General features: G+C 60.2%; 16 protein-coding genes. 4 read left to right on the top strand and 12 right to left on the bottom strand.

The window, feature by feature from the left end:
- Positions 1 to 14 precede the first annotated feature (14 nt).
- Positions 15 to 485, top strand: coding sequence for a MaoC family dehydratase (locus J1G18_RS12960; RefSeq protein WP_003227420.1), 471 nt, complete (start codon positions 15 to 17; stop codon positions 483 to 485).
- A 126-nt stretch (positions 486 to 611) separates the two neighbouring features.
- Here J1G18_RS12960 and J1G18_RS12955 read toward each other — a convergent pair whose 3' ends face one another.
- Positions 612 to 1,079, bottom strand: a complete 468-nt coding sequence (locus tag J1G18_RS12955) for a ferritin-like domain-containing protein (protein ID WP_003227422.1) — start codon at positions 1,077 to 1,079, stop codon at positions 612 to 614.
- 205 nt (positions 1,080 to 1,284) lie between these two features.
- Here J1G18_RS12955 and J1G18_RS12950 point away from each other — a divergent pair, with 205 nt between their 5' ends.
- Positions 1,285 to 1,521 (top strand): DUF3820 family protein, encoded by a 237-nt coding sequence (locus tag J1G18_RS12950; RefSeq protein WP_003227425.1) that lies wholly within the window; start codon positions 1,285 to 1,287, stop codon positions 1,519 to 1,521.
- Between the two features lie 27 nt (positions 1,522 to 1,548).
- Positions 1,549 to 2,730: an aminotransferase class V-fold PLP-dependent enzyme gene (locus J1G18_RS12945; RefSeq protein ID WP_223007806.1), complete on the top strand. Its 1,182-nt coding sequence runs from the start codon at positions 1,549 to 1,551 to the stop codon at positions 2,728 to 2,730.
- A gap of 5 nt (positions 2,731 to 2,735) precedes the next feature.
- Here J1G18_RS12945 and J1G18_RS12940 read toward each other — a convergent pair whose 3' ends face one another.
- From J1G18_RS12940 to zwf, 4 genes are all read right to left on the bottom strand, one after another.
- Positions 2,736 to 3,461 carry an intradiol ring-cleavage dioxygenase gene (locus tag J1G18_RS12940; RefSeq protein ID WP_098965238.1) on the bottom strand — a complete coding sequence of 242 codons (726 nt, stop codon included), beginning with the start codon at positions 3,459 to 3,461 and terminating at the stop codon, positions 2,736 to 2,738.
- 175 nt (positions 3,462 to 3,636) lie between these two features.
- Positions 3,637 to 4,302, bottom strand: a complete 666-nt coding sequence (locus J1G18_RS12935) for a bifunctional 4-hydroxy-2-oxoglutarate aldolase/2-dehydro-3-deoxy-phosphogluconate aldolase (RefSeq protein WP_003227433.1) — start codon at positions 4,300 to 4,302, stop codon at positions 3,637 to 3,639.
- Positions 4,303 to 4,319: 17 nt separating this feature from the next.
- Positions 4,320 to 5,033, bottom strand: coding sequence for a 6-phosphogluconolactonase (pgl, locus tag J1G18_RS12930; RefSeq protein WP_223007805.1), 714 nt, complete (start codon positions 5,031 to 5,033; stop codon positions 4,320 to 4,322).
- Positions 5,020 to 6,486: a glucose-6-phosphate dehydrogenase gene (gene zwf / locus J1G18_RS12925; protein ID WP_027612566.1), complete on the bottom strand. Its 1,467-nt coding sequence runs from the start codon at positions 6,484 to 6,486 to the stop codon at positions 5,020 to 5,022. The genes pgl and zwf overlap by 14 nt, the downstream gene beginning before the upstream one ends.
- Positions 6,487 to 6,712: 226 nt before the next feature.
- On the opposite strand from zwf, the gene J1G18_RS12920 reads away from it, so the two are divergent.
- Positions 6,713 to 7,573, top strand: a complete 861-nt coding sequence (locus J1G18_RS12920; RefSeq protein WP_169842436.1) for a MurR/RpiR family transcriptional regulator — start codon at positions 6,713 to 6,715, stop codon at positions 7,571 to 7,573.
- Between the two features lie 219 nt (positions 7,574 to 7,792).
- Here J1G18_RS12920 and J1G18_RS12915 read toward each other — a convergent pair whose 3' ends face one another.
- From J1G18_RS12915 to J1G18_RS12885, 7 genes are all read right to left on the bottom strand, one after another.
- Positions 7,793 to 8,647, bottom strand: a complete 855-nt coding sequence (locus J1G18_RS12915; protein ID WP_003227443.1) for a D-hexose-6-phosphate mutarotase — start codon at positions 8,645 to 8,647, stop codon at positions 7,793 to 7,795.
- 287 nt (positions 8,648 to 8,934) lie between these two features.
- The gene (locus J1G18_RS12910) at positions 8,935 to 10,284 is read right to left on the bottom strand and encodes a carbohydrate porin (protein ID WP_027612565.1); all 1,350 of its coding nucleotides are present in this window, start codon (positions 10,282 to 10,284) and stop codon (positions 8,935 to 8,937) included.
- Positions 10,285 to 10,478: 194 nt separating this feature from the next.
- A complete protein-coding gene (locus tag J1G18_RS12905) occupies positions 10,479 to 11,639 on the bottom strand; it encodes an ABC transporter ATP-binding protein (protein ID WP_223007804.1) in 1,161 nt (386 codons plus the stop codon).
- Between the two features lie 2 nt (positions 11,640 to 11,641).
- Positions 11,642 to 12,487, bottom strand: coding sequence for a carbohydrate ABC transporter permease (locus J1G18_RS12900; protein WP_007969317.1), 846 nt, complete (start codon positions 12,485 to 12,487; stop codon positions 11,642 to 11,644).
- Positions 12,480 to 13,388, bottom strand: coding sequence for a carbohydrate ABC transporter permease (locus J1G18_RS12895; RefSeq protein WP_007917874.1), 909 nt, complete (start codon positions 13,386 to 13,388; stop codon positions 12,480 to 12,482). Before J1G18_RS12895 ends, J1G18_RS12900 begins: the two co-directional genes overlap by 8 nt.
- A 232-nt stretch (positions 13,389 to 13,620) precedes the next feature.
- Complete coding sequence (locus tag J1G18_RS12890) at positions 13,621 to 14,922, bottom strand: ABC transporter substrate-binding protein (protein ID WP_027612563.1); 1,302 nt, start codon at positions 14,920 to 14,922, stop codon at positions 13,621 to 13,623.
- Between the two features lie 118 nt (positions 14,923 to 15,040).
- Complete coding sequence (locus tag J1G18_RS12885) at positions 15,041 to 16,300, bottom strand: AGE family epimerase/isomerase (RefSeq protein ID WP_223007803.1); 1,260 nt, start codon at positions 16,298 to 16,300, stop codon at positions 15,041 to 15,043.
- Positions 16,301 to 16,575: the final 275 nt, after the last annotated feature.

The following is a 16,575-nucleotide window of genomic DNA, read 5'->3' as shown; positions in this document are numbered from 1 at the left end:
AGGAATCAAGACCGATGACCCAGGTTACCAACATCCCTTACGAAGCCCTCGAAGTCGGCCAGACCGCCAGCTACAGCAAGACTGTCGAAGAGCGCGACATTCAGCTGTTCGCCGCGATGTCGGGCGACCACAACCCGGTGCACCTGGATGCCGAGTTCGCCGCCGCCAGCATGTTCAAGGAACGCATCGCCCACGGCATGTTCAGCGGTGCACTGATCAGCGCCGCCGTAGCGTGCGAGCTGCCTGGGCCGGGCACTATCTACATCGGTCAGCAGATGAGCTTTCAGAAGCCGGTGAAGATTGGCGACACCCTGACCGTGCGCCTGGAAATCCTCGAGAAGCTGCCGAAGTTTCGCGTGCGCATCGCCACTCGCGTGTTCAACCAGCGCGATGAGCTGGTGGTGGATGGCGAGGCCGAAATTCTGGCGCCGCGTAAACAACAGACCGTGACCCTGCCGACTCTGCCGGCGATCAGCATCGGCTGATCATCAGGTACACAAAAAACAAAAGTGGGAGCGGGCTTGCTCGCGAAGGGGTCGTGTCAGCAACAGCATCGTTGCATGACACACCGCTTCGCGAGCAAGCCCGCTCCCACAGTTTTTTAGCGTGGCTTACGAACGAGCGCGAGCCTGGTTACGCAGGGCTTTCACCTGGTCGTGATTGCGTTGTACGCCGTGGTACTGACGCTCAACCAGGTCACGAATGCCGACCAGGCCGTGCTTGTTGATTTTCTCGATGGCTTCACGGTAAGCCTTCAGGGCGTGGTCTTCACCGCGCTCGGCCTCGTTCAGCACTGCCTCTTCGTCCTTGCCGGTGAACATGGCTTTGACGTCGACCCAGCGACGGTGCAGGTCACCGCTGACGCTGGTAGAGGTTTCCGGATCACCGCCCAGTTTACGCACTTCAGCCTGCAGTTCAGCGGCGGCAGTCGCGCAATCGGCAGAACGGGTCACGAACAGGGTTTTGAGTTCTGGATGCTTGATGTCTTCAGCGCAAGTCTTGAACCCTTCCTGGCCGTCCTTGCAGGTTTCGATCAGGTCGTTGAGTACAGAGATGGCTTCTTTATTCATGTCAGTCATTTTTCAATTCCTTGCGGTTGGTTGAAGATGCAAGGGTTATTGCAGTGTGCGTGCCAGCTTTTCACTCAAAAATAAATCGTTATTTTTCAATAAGTTAAAGATATTTGAACTATCTGTATCACGGTTATTTGCATGATCTGTCATTTGGCCTGCATGCAGAATGCCTGTATTTTCCTGACTGATTGAATCCAGATGACTGCCACTGATGAATCCTGAAAAGCTTGAGCTGTTGATCACCCGTGAAATGCCCTTCGGCAAGTACAAGGGCCGGATCATTGCCGACCTGCCGGGGCCTTACCTCAACTGGTTCGCCCGCGAGGGTTTTCCTCACGGCGAACTCGGCGGACTGCTGGCGCTGATGCAGGAAATCGACCATAACGGCCTGTCGGATCTGCTCGAACCACTACGCGCCAAACACGGCAAACCTGCCCCGCGCCACTGAAGCGCCCTCCTCCCTAGAGCCTCGACCATGCCTGATAACACCCGCCGTGCCCGTGACGAAGCGTTCTGGCAAACCTTCGCCGATCGTTACGAAGCGCAAACCGGCCCGCTGAACCTGGAGAACGGTTACTTCGGGCGCATGTCGCGCACAGTGATCGAGGACTATCAGCGCAATATCGAGCTGATCAACACCAGCAACTCGGTGTATGTACGCCAGCGTTTCGAACAGCACGACAGCCTGGAGATTCGTGCGCAACTGGCCGAGACCATCGGTGTGCGCGCGCAGAGCGTGGCTTTCACGCGCAACGCCAGTGATGCGCTGCAATCGCTGATCCGCAATTACAATCGCCTGCTTCCGGGCGATCAGGTGCTGATCAGCGACCTGGAATACGACACGGTCAAAGGTGCCATGCGCTGGCTGTCACGCCATCGCGGCGTCGACGTGATCGAGATCAACCACACTCACCCGGCCAGTTTCGACAGCCTGCTGGACAGTTACCGCGAAGCCTTCATCCGCTATCCGAAACTCAAACTGATGGCCCTGACCCATGTTACCCACCGCACCGGTCTGGTGATGCCGGTGCAGGCCATCGCCGAACTGGCGAAACAGCATGGCGTGGACATCATCCTCGACGGCGCTCACGCCCTTGGCCAGATCGAGTTCAATCTGGAAGCGATGGGCATCGCCTTCGCCGGTTTTAACCTGCACAAGTGGATTGGCGCGCCATTGACCCTGGGCTTTCTGTACATCGCCCCGCAGCGCCTGGCCGACATCGATCCGGACATGGGCGAAATGCACTTTCCGGCCACCGACATCCGCGCCCGCACGCCGTACAGCACGCCGAACATTCCGGCGCTGATGTCGCTGCCGCTGGCGCTCGAGGAGCACCGCTCGCTCGGCGGCGCTGCGGCCAAAAGCGCCCGGCTCAATTACCTGCGCAATCTGTGGGTCAGCGCGGTGCGGCACCTGCCGGGGATCGAGGTGATGACCCCGGACGATCCGCGCCTGTATTGCGGGATCACCTCGATGCGTTTCACTCGCCACGCCGATCAACAGGCAATGGTCGAGCGCCTGCTCAACGAGTACAACCTGTTCACCGTGGTACGCAACGGCGCAGCGAGCGGGCCGAGAATTCGCATCACGCCGGGGCTGACCACCACGGCGGCTGACATGCAGTTGCTGACCCGTGCACTCAACGAGCTGCGTTGATCGGTTCACACGGTGTACTTGTCGAAGTCCTCGGGTTTGATCTGCGACGAGGCGGCAAAGGTGTCGATGCCGATGGTCAAATGGCCGAAAAAGCCGTCCTCGTGAGAGTCGCGGCCGATCGGCCACACGGTCAGGGTCGAATCTTCGCCGCGCATGTTGCTGTAGTAGCTGTCATCGGCATTGTTCAAGGGTGTCGAGGCTCGCCCGCGATAGTCACGGGCATTGAGCACCGCGCGTGACACCACTTCGGGGAAATACAGCTGACCGACCCAGGCCACGTTGCGCTCCTCCAGATATTCACTGCCGCTGACCATGCGCACCGCCACATGAATGTGCAGCGCCCGACCGGCATAGAACCCCGGATAGATGGTGGTGAAGCGCACCCGCCCCTGCTGATCGCAGAACTGGCTGCCACGCAGATAGGTGTCATCGTCGGTGCGCGGCACCGAGCCGATGGCATCGGAGTCGACCTCCAGATCCGGATTGATCCGGCTCCACCCCGAATAGGCGCCTCGTGCATTGCAGTGCCAGATGTCCACCAGTGCCCCGCTTACCGGCTGGCCGGTCATCGCGTCGACGATGCTCAGGCGCAGCAGCAAGGGTAGCCCTTCGGCGCCTTCGCTGATGTTGCGCCGCAGCAATTTGGGATTGCGAAAGTACGGCCCGGCGATCTGCTCGGGGGCCAACTGATAGATCGATGGTGACGGTGCGGTTGAAGTGTCTCGTTCCATGACGCGTTCTCTTTTCCATAAGATGAACGCAGATTAACGGCGCACGAGCCCCGCGGTGCGGTAACTATGTGTCGCGCCGTTTCCATGAGTATTTTTGCCGGGCAAAAAAAAACGGTGCACCGACCAAGCGCACCGTAAAGCCGTAGAACACACAACGAAGTGTCAGGTAAAACGTTTAGTCCAGCAGCGCCAGGGCCTCGGCGGTGCATTCCTGAATGCGCGCCCAGTCGCCGTTCTTGATCCATTCGGGATCGAGCATCCAGCTACCGCCCACGCACATGACGTTTTTCAGCGCCATGTAGCTCTTGATGTTGGCCGGGCCGACGCCACCGGTCGGGCAGAATTTCACTTCGCCGAACGGGCCGCCGAGGGCCTTGATCGCTGCCACGCCACCGCTGACTTCCGCCGGGAACAGCTTGAAGCGGCGATAGCCCAGGCCATAGCCTTCCATGATGCCGGAGGCATTGCTGATGCCCGGCAGCAGCGGAATCGGGCTGTCGACGCTGGCTTCGAGCAGGTCACGGGTGATGCCCGGGGTGACGATGAATTGCGAACCCGCCGCTTCCGCCGCCGCGAGCATGTTGCGATCGAGCACGGTGCCGGCACCGGTCACCAGTTCCGGACGCTGCTCACGCAGGATCTGGATCGCCTTGAGCCCGAACTGCGAACGTAGGGTCACTTCCAGCGCGGTCAGGCCACCGGCGGCCAGAGCGTCGGCCAGTGGCAGCACGTCCTGTTCACGGGCGATGGTGATCACTGGCAGGATCCGCGCCTTGGCGCAGAGGCTGTCGATCAGGGCAACTTTGTCCGCCATGGAAACGGTCGGGGATGGATTTTTCATAGCGGCTGATCCTTGGCTCATGGGCACCAGTAAATCTCTAACGTAGGTTGCAGAAACGCGCGCACCGGCATGGCCGCGACGTCGTCGGATGCCAGTGCGGCATTCAGAGTGGTCAGTTTCGACTGACCGGAAATCGACAGAATCTTGTGCTTCGCCGAAGCCAGCAGCGCGCGGCTCATGGTCAGGCGTTGACGCGGCACACTCGGCGCCAGCATCGGCCAGCAGCGACGGCTGCCGTCAGCCTGCAAGGCTTCAGTCAGGTTCGGGCTGTCGGGGAACAGCGACGCGGTGTGACCGTCATCGCCCATGCCCAGCACCAGCACGTCGATCGGCGGCAATTCCGCGAGCAGACGGTCGGCCTGTTCCGCAGCCTGCTCGACGTTGGCCGCCGCGCTGTAGAGGCTGAGGAACTGCGCCTTGGCGGCCGGGCCTTTGAGCAGGTACTGCTTGAGCAGGCCGGCGTTGCTGTCGGCGTGTTCGACCGGTACCCAGCGTTCGTCGGCGAGGGTCACGACGACCTTCGACCAGTCCAGCTCCTGCTTGGCCAGGTGCTGAAAAAACGCCACCGGGCTGCGACCGCCTGAGACCACCAGCACCGCGTTGCCGCGTGCGGCGATGGCATCGCTCAACTGCTTGGCGACGTTCAGCGCCAGACCTTCGGTCAACAGCACCGGGCTCTTGAATTGGTGGGCATTCACGCCCGCGGGCAGTTTCACATCAGATATCGCCATACCACGACCTCCCGTCCCGCGTGATCAGTGCAATCGAGCTCATCGGCCCCCACGACCCGGCCGCATACGGCTTGGGCGCGTCACCGGACTTCTTCCAGCCGGCGATCAACTGGTCACACCACTTCCACGCGGCTTCGATTTCATCTTTACGGACAAACAGGTTCTGATTGCCGTTCATCACTTCCAGCAACAACCGCTCGTAGGCATCGGGGATCCGTGCGCTGCGCCAGGTGTCGGAGAAATTCAGTTGCAGCGGACCGCTGCGCAACTGCATGCCCTTGTCCAGGCCCTGCTCCTTGGTCATCACCCGCAAGGAAATGCCTTCGTCCGGTTGCAGACGGATGATCAGTTTGTTGCTGATCTGCAGGCGCTGTTCCGGCGCGAAAATGTAGTGCGACGGTTCCTTGAAGTGGATGACGATCTGCGACAGTTTCTGCGGCATGCGCTTGCCGGTGCGCAGGTAGAACGGCACACCGGCCCAACGCCAGTTGCGGATGTCGGCACGCAGGGCGACGAAGGTTTCGGTGTCGCTCTGGGTGTTGGAATTCGGCTCTTCGAGGTAGCCCGGCACGGACTTGCCTTCGCTGTGCCCGGCGATGTACTGGCCGCGCACCACCTGAGTGGTCAGGCCTTCCGGGCTGATCGGTGCCAGCGCCTTGAGCACTTTTACCTTTTCGTCACGGATGCTGTCGGCGGACAGGTCGGCCGGCGGGTCCATGGCGATCAGGCACAGCAGCTGCAGCAGATGGTTCTGGATCATGTCGCGCAGCTGGCCGGCCTTGTCGAAGTAGCCCCAACGGCCCTCGATACCGACCTTCTCGGCCACGGTGATTTCCACGTGGGAGATGTAATTCTGGTTCCACTGGGTTTCGAACAGACTGTTGGCGAAACGCAGGGCGATCAGGTTCTGGACGGTCTCTTTGCCCAGGTAGTGGTCGATGCGGTAGGTGCGGTTCTCCGGGAAGAACTGCGCCACGGCGTCATTCACCTTGCGCGAGGATTCCAGATCGGAGCCGATCGGCTTTTCCAGGACCACGCGGGTGTTTTCTGCCAGACCGACTTTCGCCAGGTTCTCGCAGATCGCGCCATACACCGCTGCCGGTGTGGCGAAGTAGGCAATCATGCGTTGCGCGCTGCCGGCCGCTTCGGCCAGCGCCACATAGTCTTCAGCCTTGAGGAAGTCGACGTGCAGGTAGCTCAGGCGCGCCAGAAAGCGCTCGGCCACGGCCTCGTCCAGCTCTTTGCCGACGTAACGGCGCAATTCGGCGGCGATGAACGCCAGGTGCTGCTGCTCGGAGCCGGGTTCACGGGCCAGCGCGATGATGCGCGTGTCCTCGTGCAACAGGTCGGCGCCATCGAGGTGATAAAGGGCAGGAAACAGCTTGCGCAGGGCCAGATCGCCCAGAGCGCCGAACAAGGCAAAGGTGCACGGTTCAACCGTAATCGAAGGCATGATGTTTGTTCTTTTATCAAGTTAAGCTACAAATACCTTTTTTCAAGGCATCACTCAAGGGAAAATGTAGTAATAACCACAACATTTTCGCAAAATACAGATTCCGAGTGGTGGTCGGTCGGAGCCACCAGTAGGATAGGCCACCGTTACGGGCCACATCAAAGGCCCAATTTGCATAGCCCGGCGCACCTTTGCGCAGGTGAATTAGGAATTCCATATGGACCGCGTGCGAAATTTACTGGAACAGATCCAGAGTCGCCTTGAAGAGCTGAACAAGGCCGAACGCAAAGTCGCCGAGGTGATCCTGCTCAACCCGCAGCAGGCCACCCGCTTCAGCATCGCCGCCCTCGCCCAGGCCGCATCGGTGAGCGAGCCGACGGTCAACCGCTTCTGCCGTTCGTTCGGTGTCAGCGGCTACCCTGAACTCAAGCTGCAACTGGCGCAAAGCCTGGCCAGTGGCGCGGCGTATGTCAGCCGCGCGGTGGAGGCCGATGACAATCCCGAGGCGTACACGCAGAAGATTTTCGGCAGCGCCATCGCCTCGCTGGACAGCGCTTGCCAGGCGCTCGATCCGAACCTGATCAGCCGCGCCGTCGACCTGTTGATTCAGGCCCGGCAGATCCACTTCTTCGGCCTCGGTGCGTCAGCGCCTGTGGCTTTGGATGCGCAGCACAAATTCTTCCGTTTCAACCTCGCCGTCACCGCCCATGCGGATGTGCTGATGCAGCGAATGATTGCTTCGGTGGCGCATACCGGTGAGCTGTTCGTGATCATTTCCTACACCGGCCGCACCCGCGAACTGGTGGAAGTGGCGCGCATCGCCCGGGAGAACGGCGCTTCGGTGCTGGGCCTGACCGCCGAGAATTCACCGCTGGCCAAGGCCAGTACCCTGAGCCTGAACATTCCGCTGCCGGAAGACACCGACATCTATATGCCGATGACCTCGCGGATCATTCAGTTGACGGTGCTGGATGTGCTGGCGACCGGCATGACGCTGCGTCGCGGGGTGGACTTCCAGCCGCATCTGCGCAAGATCAAAGAGAGCTTGAATGCCAGTCGGTATCCGGTGGGTGACGAGTTCAACTGAGTCATTGAAAGCTTAAAAGCCAACCCTCACCCCAGCCCTCTCCCCGAGGGAGAGGGAGCTGACCGAGGTGTCTTGCGCTATACATCGACCTGAAATATCCAGTCGATTATGGATTCAGCACCGCTCTTTCATTTCGGCGTAATTCTTCAGCATCCCCCGATCGGTCCCCTCTCCCTCCGGGAGAGGGCTAGGGTGAGGGTAGCGGTGAACTTGACGCACTCAAGCCGCCGCCCACGCCTGCAAACTCAAATGCGCCTTCTCCCCCGGCGCCAGATGCAGGCTGTCGGTACCGCCCGCCGCCGCTTCGACACAGACAAACTCCGTCACTTCATCCCAGCTCACGCCCAGCAACGGGCGCGAGCCCGGATGCCAGACCACCGTGTCGCCGCTGTCGCCGGTATCGATGCACAACTCGCGCTGCCAGGCGTGATCCTTGAGCTGTAATTCGCCGTCGTGCTGGAACACCCGCTGACAGCCGCCATCGACGCGCAACTCGCCTTCCTGCTGACACGACCGGCGGCTCAGTTGGTCATAACCCTGCGCACCTTCGAGCCCAGACAGCGCTATCTCACCGACATCACCAATACGCCAGTAAGCGTGCAAAGCCTGGCTCAATTGGCACGGCATGTCGTCCTGATGCTCGGTGCTCAGGCGTAATTCCATGCGCTCACCGAGGTGCGCATGCAGGTCAACCTGCCAATCGCACAACTGCAATTGCCAATGCAGTCGCACGCCATCTTCGGCGCTGCTGCTGTCGAGCAACTTCCAGTCGAGCAGTCGTGCCCAGCCATGGGATGGCCAGGCATTTTCGCTCGGATGGCGGCCATACCACGGCCAGCACACCGGCACGCCGCCACGAATGGCGCCAACGTGCGGCCACTTCGCCGCACACCACAACCACGGTTTCTGCCCGCGCGGCTGAAAGTGCAGCAACTGCGCGCCCTGCCGACTGAACACCGCCTGACACAGCGGATGGTCGATCACCAGCACATCGCGCATCTGATAGCGCTCCCAGGCAAACACCGGTCGTTCGCGCAGGGATTTGAAGAAGCGTTGCAGCGGATGCTCATGCATTGGCCACGGTCCTGAAAATCATGGGGGTACTCAATTACCTTTGTGCCCAGTGAGAGTGAACACTGTGGCGAGGGGATTTATCCCCGATGGGTTGCGAAGCAAACCCAAACCTGCAACCGTTTTCCCACTGACATATCGTATGCAATGGGTTCAGGGCCGCTTCGCGCCCCATCGGGGATAAATCCCCTCGCCACAGGTATAACATCGGACGTCTATCGCAAAAAAAAGCGGACAGCCTTGGCTGTCCGCAAATATGCGCACATAGAGAGGAGCTTATCGCAACAGCGTTAGAACGTAGACTGAATTTTCAGACCGGCGACCAATGCGTTGTCCACTTCATCCACACCACCCGGGTGAGTGATGTACTGCAGGTTAGGACGCACCGTCAGCCAGTTGGTGACGTGGAAGCCGTAGTTGATCTCGTAGTTGTATTCGGTTTCACGAATCGGCGAGAACACCGGATTGTCGTAGTCCGAAACACCGTTGGACGCATTCAGGAACTCGGCGTTTTTCTTCACGTCATCGTTGACATGAATACGCGCCGCACCGATACCCACGTCATCTTTAGGACGCGCGTCGAACGGGCCCTTGTAGACAAACATCACCGACTGGTAGTTGTCGATGAAGTTGGTGTCCTTGTCGTGGAAGGTCGCGTTGGCGGCGATGTTCAGACCGCGCGAAGCATCACCGTTGTGGCTGGTGAGTTGCTGCTGCGCGACGAACCAGTAGCCGTGTTTGCTGCTGTGGGTCTTGTACGCGTCGCCAGTGGTTGCAGCGTCGAAGCCGTTGACGTCTTCACGGACGTCATTGGCGTCAGCCGTGCTCTTGTAGTAACCGACGCGGTATTCGCCCGGCAGGCTGTTGACCTTCGGCGACCAGACCAGTTCGACTGGCAGAACAGTCCCTTTGGTGCCGCTGCCGCTGAGCTTGAAGCCGTTGCCGTGTTCCAGTTGCGACGGGTTCTGGTTGTAAGCACCGATCTGCGCGTAGAGCTCGTCGTTGATGTTGTACTTCACACGGATCGCGGCCTGGCTGACGGGCCAGTTGTACCAGATGTTGGTCGCCCAGTTACCCACTTGCGAGCCGCAGAACGCCAGGTTCTGGAAGTCGCACGGGAAGGTGTTGAAGTCTTCGCCTTCACCGAAGTAACCGGCCTTGACGTCCAGCTTGTTGTCGAAGAACTGGTGCTGAATCCACAACTGGGTCAGACGCACCATGTGGCCACGACCGTAGACTTCCTGCGAAGACGACAGAGTGCCAGCACGCGGATCGCCAACGCGGTCGTTGGAGATGTTTTGCCCGTTACGGTTGGTCAACTGGATCTTGGCCTGAGTGTTGTCCCAGCCCCAGAGTTTTTGCAGATCCAGCGCCACGCCCAGACCGAACTGATCGCTGTAGCGACCGGTCTTGTCGTCGTTGTAGCCGCCATGCAGGTTGGCGCCCATTTCCCCAACGTAGTCAGCCTTGATGTCGATACCCTGCTCGATCAGCTTGGTCCGCTCGCCACCCCAGTCACCGGTCATCCATTTCGAGTCGGAGCTGAAGGCATCCGCCGCCATGGCGTTACCGGCCAGCACCAATGCCGCCGCAGCTGAGACTTGGCAGATCAACCGGGCATTGACGTGTTTCTTTTTCATCCCTACATCCTCGTCTTTATTGTTATTAACTGTTTTTTTCCAACGCGGTTTACATAAATTGCGATGCTCGACAGGCCGAACACCACTTTTCCCCTGTGGGAGCGGGCTTGCTCGCGAAGGCGTCATGTCAGTCGCCATGTGTGCTGCCTGACACTCCGTTTTCGCGAGCAAGCCCGCTCCCACATTTTTGATCTTCAGCGCCCCTTGAACTGGGCGACGTTGGCGCCGTGCGCTTCGGTCTTCGGTTGCCCCGCAGTCCCCAGACGCTCGCCAGTCCTGGCATCGAACAACAACACTTTCGACGGATCGAATTGCAGGGTCAGGGTCTCGCCCACCTGCGGTGCCACGTCCGGCGCCAGGCGGCAGCAGACCTTGGTCTCATTCAGGTTGACGAACACCAGGGTGTCCGGACCGGTCGGCTCGGTGACCTGCACTTCGGCCTTGATGCTCGGCAGACCATTGCCCTCGCCGTTCGCCAGAACGATCTGTTCCGGGCGCAGGCCGAGGATCACTTCGCGATCTTCCAGCCCTGCATCCTGCATGCTCATCGGCAATTCGCAACGGGCCTGGCCGCTGTCAAGCAGTGCCAGCAGACGACCGTCCTTGCGTTGCAGACGCAGCGGAATGAAGTTCATCGGCGGCGAACCGATAAAGCTTGCGACAAACAGGTTGGCCGGATCGTTGTAGATCTCTTTCGGCGTGCCGAACTGCTGAATGATCCCGTCCTTCATCACCGCCACTTTGTCGCCCAGGGTCATCGCTTCGATCTGGTCGTGGGTCACGTAGACCGTGGTGGTTTTCAGGCGCTGGTGCATCAGTTTCATTTCGGTACGCATCTCGACGCGCAGCTTGGCGTCGAGGTTGGACAGCGGTTCGTCGAACAGATAGATCTTCGGCCGACGCGCCAGTGCACGGCCCATCGCCACACGCTGTTGCTGACCACCGGAGAGCTGACCCGGCTTGCGGTTGAGCAGGTGTTCGATCTGCAGCAGCTTGGCCACGCGCGCGACTTCTTCGTCGATCGCCGACTGGCTCATCTTGCGGATCTTCAGACCGAACTCGATGTTCTCGCGCACGCTCATGGTCGGGTACAGCGCGTAGGACTGGAACACCATGGCGATGTCACGATCCTTCGGGCTCATGCCGCTGACGTCCTGATCGCCGATCATGATCGCGCCACCGGTGATGGTCTCGAGGCCGGCGATGCAGTTCATCAGGGTCGATTTGCCGCAGCCCGACGGACCGACCAGGATCAGGAACTCACCGTCCTTGATCGACAGTTCGATGTTCTTCAGGGTGTCCGGCAGGCCGGCACCGTAGGTCTTGTTGACGTTGCGAAGTTCGAGCGTTGCCATGATTACCCCTTGACTGCGCCGGCCGTCAGCCCGCGCACGAAATACTTGCCTGCGACCACATAGACCAGCAGGGTCGGCAGGCCGGCGATCATCGCCGCTGCCATATCAACGTTGTATTCCTTGGCGCCGGTGCTGGTGTTGACCAGGTTGTTCAACGCCACCGTGATCGGTTGCGAATCACCGCTGGAGAACACCACACCGAACAGGAAGTCGTTCCAGATCTGGGTGAACTGCCAGATCAGGCAAACCATGATGATCGGGGTCGACATCGGCAGAATGATCTGCCGGAAGATCGTGAAGAAACCCGCGCCATCCAGCCGTGCAGCCTTGATCAGCGCATCGGGAATGCTCACGTAGTAGTTACGGAAAAACAGCGTGGTAAACGCCAGACCATAGACCACGTGCACGAATACCAGTCCGGTGGTGGTGCTCGCCAGGCCCATCTTGCCGAGCGTGAACGAGGCTGGCAGCAGCACGGTCTGGAACGGCAGGAAGCAGCCAAACAGCAGCAGACCGAAGAACAGCTGCGAACCGCGGAAGCGCCAGAACGACAGCACGTAGCCGTTCAACGCGCCGATGGCAGTGGAGATGACCACGGCCGGCACGGTGATCTTGATCGAGTTCCAGAAGTAACCGTCAACCGTGGCCCAGGCCTTGACCCAGCCGATGCCGCTGACCACGGTCGGCCAACTGAGCAGGTTGCCGGTGCTGATGTCTTCCGGGGTCTTGAAACTGGTCAGCAGCATCACCACCAGCGGAATCAGGTACAGCAGGACCGCGAGGATCAGCACCGCGTAGATCGCGACGCGACTCAGGCTGAAAGCGGGTTTGGCAGCGAGACTAGTCATTACGCTTGGTCCTCAGCTCGGAGTACAGGTAAGGCACGATGATCGCGAGAATCGCACCGAGCATCAGAATCGCACTGGCCGAGCCCATGCCCATCTGGCCGCGACTGAAGGTGAAGGAATACATGAACATCGCCGGCAGGTCGGAGGAATAACCCGGGCCACCCGCCGTCATCGCCGCGACCAGGTCGAAGCTCTTGATCGCGATGTGCGCCAGAATCATTACCGCACTGAAGAACACCGGACGCAGGCTTGGCAGCACGACTTTCCAGTAGATGGTCGGCATGCTCGCGCCATCGATCTGCGCGGCACGGATGATCGACTGATCAACGCCACGCAGGCCGGCGAGGAACATCGCCATGATGAAGCCCGAGGCTTGCCACACGGCGGCGATCACCAGGCAGTAGACCACGCGATCCGGGTCGATCAGCCAGTCCAGACGGAAGCCTTCCCAGCCCCAGTCACGCAACAATTTGTCCAGGCCCATGCCCGGGTTGAGCAGCCATTTCCACGCGGTACCGGTGACGATCATCGAGAGCGCCATCGGATACAGGTAAATGGTGCGGATAAAGCCTTCGCGACGGATGCGCTGGTCGAGGAACACCGCCAGCAGCACCCCGATCACCAGCGTAATGCCGATGAACATGCCACCGAACACCGCGAGGTTCTTGCTCGCCACCCACCAGCGATCGTTGTCGAACAGCCGCGCGTATTGCGCCAGGCCGGCCCACTTGTAGTTGGGCAGGAACGTCGAGGTGGTGAACGACAGCACGAACGTCCACAGGATGTAGCCATAGAAGCCCACCAGCACGATGAACATGCTCGGCGCCAGCACCAGTTTCGGTAGCCAGCGCTGCAGTGCATCGAACGGCGAGGCCTTGCTGAACACAGCAACAGAACTCATGGGGAAATCCAGTACGAGGGTAGAAAATTCACACGCTTTCCCCTTGTGGGAGCGAGCTCTGTGGCGAGGGGATTTATCCCCGATCGGCTGCGAAGCAGTCGCAAAACCTTTGCACGCGGTCTTTCTGGTACTCCACCGCTGCAACTTTCTGGGGCCGCTGCGCGAACCATCGGGGATAAATCCCCTCACCACAAAGCCCGCTCCCACAAAGAGGGGCCTACGCTACTGAGGGTTATTTGGCCGACTGAACCGCCGCGCCCAGTTTCTTGGCCGCATCGGCCGGGTCGGCTTTCGGGTCGTTGATGTAGTTGGTCACGACATCAAAGAACGCGCCCTGCACCGCCAGCGTGGTCGCCATGTTGTGCGCCATGCTCGGCTGCAGGCCACCGGACTTGGCGTCTGCCAGGAAGTCCTTGGCAGCGGTCTGCGCGCAAGAGTCGAAACCGAGTTTGTCCATGTTGTTCAACATGTCGTTACGTACCGGGATCGAGCCTTTGTTGATGCTGAAGACTTTCTGGAAGTTTTCACCCAGCACGACTTTGGCGATGTCCTGCTGACCGGCCGCAGTGCCTTTGTCTTTCTGCTTGAACACCGCGAGGGAGTCGATGTTGTAGGTGAATGCCTTGTCGGTGCCAGGGAACGCTACGCACTCGTAGTCCTTGCCGGCGACTTTCTTGGCGGCGGTCCATTCGGACTTGGCCCAGTCACCCATGATCTGCATGCCGGCCTTGCCGTTGATGACCTTGGCCGCTTCCAGGTTCCAGTCCTGACCCTTGCCGTCCTGGTCCATGTAGGTCGCGACTTTCTTCAGCTCGGTCAGCGCCTTGACCATTTCCGGACCGGTCAGCGCTTTGTTGTCCAGATCGACCAGGGCTTTTTTGTAGCCATCAACGCCCATGACCGAGAGCACCACGGCTTCGAACACGGTGCTGTCCTGCCAAGGCTGACCGCCGTGGGCCAGCGGGATGAAGCCCGCAGCCTTGAGCTTGTCGCCGGCGGCGTAGAATTCTTCGAGGGTGGTCGGGTTCTTGGTGATCCCGGCTTTCTTGAAGACTTCCGGGTTGATCCACAGCCAGTTCACCCGGTGAATGTTCACCGGTACGGCCACGTAATCACCGTCGTACTTCACGGTATCGGAGACTTTCTTGTCGAGCAGGCTGTCCCACTTCTCTTCTTTGGCCACGTCCTTCAGGACGTCGGTGTCGAGCAGACCGGTGGAAGCCCACTCCTGGATGTCCGGGCCCTTGATCTGGGCGACACCTGGTGGGTTGCCGGCAACGGCGCGGCTTTTCAGCACGGTCATGGCCGTGGCACCGCCACCGCCGGCGACAGCGCCGTCTTTCCAGGTGAAACCGTCTTTTTCAACTTGCGCCTTGAGCACATCGACAGCGGCTTTTTCGCCACCGGACGTCCACCAGTGCACGACTTCGACCGAACCTTTGGATTCGGCAGCGGAAACACTGAGAGGCAGAATTGCGAGCGGGAACAGGGAGGCGACAGAAATGACAGTAGCGAGGCGAGAAATCGCATTCATCTGAGATGTACCTTTCTTGTTGTTATGCATGCAAGTCTGGTGCTTGCGCTGCACAGGAGTTTAAACAGGGCGATTCCCTTCGCAGGTAACGAAGGGACGCGCAAATGTCACCACATGGTTACACAGGAACAGGCCGGGATATTTGCGCCAGAGCTGTCGCCATACTCGGTGACAAGGGTAGACGAGGGATCAATACCGCCTGCCAGGCATGATACAGATCGGGTTTGCCCGGCCAGATATCGGCGCTCGGACGGTTTTGCGGATCGAGTTCGTGATGCCAGCTGCCGTCGCAGCGATCGATGAAATGGCCTTCACAGAATTCCCAGAACCGCCGGTACCAGGTTTCGTATTGCGCATCACCGGTGCGTTTGAGCAAGGCGCTGGCCGCCGCGCTGGCTTCAGCATGGGTCCAGTGCAAGCGATGACGCACCACGGCTTTGTTGCCCCAGTCGAGGGTGTAAACGATCCCCGGCGCGCCATCGACGTCCCAGCCGTTGCGGCAGTTCTGTTCGAAGAGTTTTTGCGCATCGGTCGCCAGCCAGCCCGGCGTAAGCATCCCGGCCTGGACCCGCGCCGCTTCCAGATGCAACAGCAGCCGCGCCCACTCGAAACCGTGGCCCGGGGTGGTGCCGTAAGGGCGGAAGCCGTCAGCCGGATTGTCGTGGTTGTACTCGCGCAGCGGTTGCCAGTCGCGGTCGAAATGCTCGATGACCATGTAGCCGTTGGCGGCGGCGTGACCGTGGATCACCCGCTCGACGATGCGCTGCGCACGTACCAGCCAGCGCGGATCTTCAGTGACATCGGCCAGCGCGAGGAACGCTTCGGTGGCGTGCATATTGCTGTTGGCGCCGCGATAGGCCTCTTCTTCGCGCCAGTCGCGATTGAAGAATTCGCGCATGGCGCCCTCTTCTTCGCTCCAGAAATACGTGTCGATGATGTCGATCGCGTCATCCAGCAGCGCCTGGGCGCCGGGACGCTGCGCGACCAGCGCCGAGCTGGCCGCGAGCGCGACAAAGGCATGCAGATAGGCGTTCTTGCCGGTGTTGCCATCGCGGTGTTCAGCGACCGCAAACCAGCCGCCGTGCAGCGCATCCCGCAACGGGCCGCGCAGGGCCGCGATGCCGTGATCGACCAGTTCGGCAAACCCCGGCAGCCCCTGAATATGGGCCATGGCGAAACTATGGGTCATGCGCGCGGTGTTCATGGTTTCGGCTTGCGCATGCGCCGGCAGATGGCCGCGTTCGTCGAGGTTGCCGAAACCTTCGGGCAGTTTTGCCGCTCTGGCGAATGCCAGCAGGCGCAGACCTTCGTCGGCGAGCCATTGCTGGTGGGCAGGGGCATTCAGCCAACTGCTGAAGCCGGGTTGGAAGAGATCCATGGGGGGCCTTTTTTGTTGTTATGACTGCGGGGAGTCTAAACAACGGGTCGGGGTGGGCTTGTAACGAAGGGGGCGGGGTTTGTCACCAGGCTGTGACAAAGAGCAACCCCTCACCCCAGCCCTCTCCCAGAGGTAGAGGGGGCCGACCGAGGGGTATTGAAGAGTTACGCCGACCTGAAAGTTTTTCAGCGAATCCATAATCGACACGGTGTTTCAGGTCGATGTATGACGCAAGACAACTCGGTCAGTCCCCTCTCCCTCCGGGAGAGGGCTAG

It is taken from the genome of Pseudomonas sp. MIS38 (assembly GCF_019891575.1).
GTDB classification, from domain to species: Bacteria; Pseudomonadota; Gammaproteobacteria; order Pseudomonadales; family Pseudomonadaceae; genus Aquipseudomonas; species Aquipseudomonas putida_A.
The sequence above is the reverse complement of the archived record's forward strand: the minus strand, read 5'-3'. Positions and strand labels throughout refer to the sequence as shown.